At 68.7% G+C, this 1158-nt stretch carries 1 protein-coding gene; it reads right to left on the bottom strand.

All coding sequences use genetic code 11. From position 1 onward, the window contains the following. Positions 1–1158, bottom strand: a 1158-nt coding sequence (locus AC097L_RS25470) for an RNA repair transcriptional activator RtcR family protein (RefSeq protein WP_479589489.1), incomplete at both ends; no start/stop codon positions are given.

Below are 1158 nucleotides of genomic sequence, written 5' to 3'. Positions count from 1 at the left end.
TCGCGGAAGTTGCCGCTCCACTGCGCTTCGGCCGACTGGGCAAAGCGCAAATAGCGCGCCCGCGCCTCCACATTGAAGCGCACCACCCGCCCCGTGTCGGCGGTGCTGCGGGCCAGCAGGTGCTCGATGTTGGGCTCGATATCTTCCACCCGCTGGGCCAGCCCCGGCAGGGTGTAGGCCCACAGGTTGATGCGCGCAAACAGGTCGTCGCGAAAGCGCCCGGCGGCCACCTCCTGGCGCAGGTCGCGGTTGGTGCCCACGATGAGCTGGAAGTCGCTGGCCACCTCGCGGTCGCTGCCCAGCGGGTGGAAGCGCTTTTCCTCCCCCGCCTTGAGCAGCATGGCCTGGCCCTCCAGCCCCAGCTCGCCAATCTCGTCCAGAAACAGCACCCCCTGGTGGGCCGTGCGCAGCAGCCCGGCGCGCTCGCTGGCCGCGCCGGTAAACGCGCCTTTGCTGTGGCCAAACAGGGTGCTGGCCGCCGTGTCGCCGCGCAGCGTGGCGCAGTTCACCTCCACAAACGGGCCCTGCACCAGGTGCCGCGCCTTTTTCAGCTCGAACATGCGCCGCGCCAGGTGCGACTTGCCCGCGCCAGTGGGCCCGGTGAGCAAAATCGGCGCTTTGGAGCGCACCGCCACCCGCTCGATCTCGTCAATCACCGCGTTGAAGTCCGCGTTGCGGGTGGCAATGCCGCTCTTCAAGAACGCCACCGCGTCCTGCGTCTCCTGCCCAAAGCGCTGCGCCAGCACGTCGTAGCGCGACAGGTCCAGGTCGATCAGCGTGTAGCTGCCCGGGTTGCCACGGCCCTGCCGCTTGGGCGGCGCAGTTTGCAGCAGCACCCCCGGCAGCACCCGCGCCTCCACCAGCAAAAACAGGCAGATCTGCGCCACGTGCGTGCCGGTGGTGATGTGCGCCCAGTACTGCTCTCGCTCAGGGTCGAACGGGTAAGCCCGCGCCCAGGCGTGCAGCCCGGCGTACACCGTGCCAAAGTCCCACGGGTCGGCCATGTCCATGGGCACCAGCTGCACCACGGTTTCGGGCGATACGCTGGCCACATCGGCCTGCACTTGCATAGCCAGCTTGGTGTGCTGCGGCGCATGCAGCAGCTCGATGCGGTCCACCTGCATGTCCTCGTGCTGCACCAGCGACACCGTGGGCCGC

It is taken from the genome of Rhodoferax sp. RT5P35 (assembly GCF_056521385.1).
The sequence above is the reverse complement of the archived record's forward strand: the minus strand, read 5'-3'. Positions and strand labels throughout refer to the sequence as shown.